This window comes from Muricoccus pecuniae (genome assembly GCF_014199205.1).
In the GTDB taxonomy this organism is placed as follows: domain Bacteria; phylum Pseudomonadota; class Alphaproteobacteria; order Acetobacterales; family Acetobacteraceae; genus Roseomonas; species Roseomonas pecuniae.
Map to the genome: position 1 here is coordinate 1 of NZ_JACIJD010000075.1, position 2406 is coordinate 2406.

A 2406-nucleotide genomic window follows, 5' to 3' on the forward strand; every position below is an offset into this window, starting at 1 on the left:
CTGGCGGTGCTGGACGATGCCGCATTCGGCGCCGCCACTGAGGTCGAACCCAAGTTCATCTCGCCCACCGACCCGGCCGCCCGTTGGACAGCGGCCGCAGGTGGCCCCGCCTGCTACGCCTACTGCGACAACTCCTCATCGATGTGGAACACGCCGTCATCGTGGACGTGGAGGCCACCACGGCCGTGCGCCAAGCCATGGTGGGCGCTGCGCAGACCATACTGACCCGCACGGCAGAGACGTTCGGTCTGTGGCCCGAGCGCCTGGTGGCCGACACCGGCTACGGCTCGGCGGCCATGCGCGATTGGCTTGTGCACGAGCAGGACATTGAGCCGCACATCCCGGTGTTCGACAAGTCGGCCCGCAAGGACGGCACGTTCAGCCGCTCCGACTTTGCCTACGACCACGAGCGCGACCTCTACGTCTGCCCTGCCGGGAAGGAGCTGATGCACAACCGACGTCAGTTCCAGCAGCCTCGGGTCGGGATCTGCAGCGCGACAATCAGGATGGTTGCCGTATTGCCTCATCCAAGGATGCTCCCGAGCCAGCGTCCGCTGCCGCACCCGATTGCTCCCGGGGCCGAGCCACTGCCTCAGTTCCGATTTGCCGTTGCCGCATGCCCTGCTCCCGTTGCCTCGTCGCCTTGGTCCCGAGCGCCCGTGTCACCATCCCCGCCGAATACCATCTGCCGCGCCAGCTCCGCCCTCCAGGCCTTCAGCCGCCTCTGCAAGGTACGCAGCAACGTCTCGGGATAGGTTCCCGGCACCTCCGCCCGAAGGCGCTCCAGCAACTCCCGCGATGTCCGCCATGGCTCGGCCCGGAACCAGTCGCGCAGCTGCGCCGTCACCACCACGAACGGATCTGGCCGGCGCCGGTCACGTTTGGCAGTCGGCTTCGGCTTCGCCGTCGGCCGTACCTCCCCCGCCTGCCAGGCCGTGCGCAGCCCTGCCAGGAACTCCTGCAGCGTCGGCGCGCCTGGCGGCGCTCCCTGTCCACTGCTTGGCCGGTCCGCGATCTCGACCAGTCGGGCCTGGGCTGCGCGGATGTCGGCCAGCAGACGCACCGGATCCAGCTCTGTAGCCAGCTTGGCCACCCGCTCCTTCACCTCCGCCGGAACCCGCTCGTCCGCGAGCAGACGCGCATAGGGGGTCGCCGGCGCGTGATAGCGCTTCCTCACCATCGCTCCGTCCCGCGTCTTCTCCGCCAGCTTGAACGAGGGCTGGAAGACGTTCACGAACAGCCTCACCAACCGGTACAGTTCGGCCAGCGCCGCCGCGGCTTCCAGTCCCTCCAGGCGCCGATAGCCAACCATCCGCCGCACCACCGCCCCGTTCTTCTGCTCGACATGGGCCTGGTCGTTCTGCCGGTAGGGCCGGCAACGTGTGAACGCCACGCCGGCAGCGGCGCAGTAGTCCCGCACCGTCTCGTTCATGAAGACACTGTCGTTGTCCGTGTCGAACCCGAGCAGCGGGAAGGGCAGCACCTTCCGGACCTCGTTCAGCACCTCCGTCACCAGCACCTGCTCGCGCACCAGCAGCGGCGCGCACTCGGTCCAGCCGGTCGCGATGTCCGTCAGCACGAGCGTCTGGACGTAGCTCCCCCGCGACGTCGGCCCGCTATGCGCCACGAGATCCGCCTCGACATAGCCCGGGACCGGGGTGCCCCAGTCCGAGAAGGTCCGCACCGGCACACTTCGCCGCACCGCGGCCGAGGGCGGAGACCGGCGCCGCCTCCGCCCTCGGCCACCCTCCCTCGCGCCAGCCAGCGCCCGGTCGATCGTCGCTGCGCTCATCGCCAGCAGACCGGCCCGGACCTCCGGCGCCAGTGACAGGTGCCCATGGCGCTCCATCGCTTCTATCAGCCCTGGCAGCAGCACCCGCAGCCGCTTGCCGCAGATCCGGTCGGACGCCTCCCAGAGCACGGTCAGGGCCTCCCGAACCGCGTCATCGTAGACCCGCCGCGACCGCCTTTGCCCTGGCCGCGCCGGCCCTCCCCGTAGCAGCCGCCCAGCGTGCTTCCGGTGATGGCCCGTGATCGCCACGAACTCATCCAGGATCAGGCCCCGCTCCGCCCGTCCCGAGCCGGCGTACCGGGCCGCCACCGCCGCCACCAACTCGTCACGCGTTGCCATGCTCACCCGCCTCATCCTCGCCTCCGCAGCTCGTCGCCGCTCGGGAGCATCTCAGATGAGGCAACAGTCCTGCGCTGGAGAACAGTTCAGGCGAGGCAATGCGCCAACCATCCTGATTGTCGCGCCGCGACACCAAGCCGCTTGCCAGCGACAATCACCAGCAGCCATCATCCCTTCGCCGTGAACCGCCCCGGATTTCCCGGAGGCTGATTGGTTTGGGTTACGCCTCCAGGGCGGGCTTCTCAAGCTTGGCGTAGTAGCGCGCCTCCACTTCA

The 2406-nt window shown here is 69.0% G+C and carries 1 protein-coding gene and 1 pseudogene; one reads left to right on the top strand and one right to left on the bottom strand.

Translation table 11 applies throughout. The features are described from left to right. Nucleotides 1-476: pseudogene (locus FHS87_RS24095) on the top strand (transposase); the annotation flags it as partial. Nucleotides 477-592: 116 nt separating this feature from the next. On the opposite strand, the gene FHS87_RS23175 reads toward FHS87_RS24095, so the two are convergent. Next, nucleotides 593-2146 carry an ISNCY family transposase gene (locus tag FHS87_RS23175; protein ID WP_246418656.1) on the bottom strand — a complete coding sequence of 518 codons (1554 nt, stop codon included), beginning with the start codon at nucleotides 2144-2146 and terminating at the stop codon, nucleotides 593-595. Nucleotides 2147-2406 lie beyond the last annotated feature (260 nt).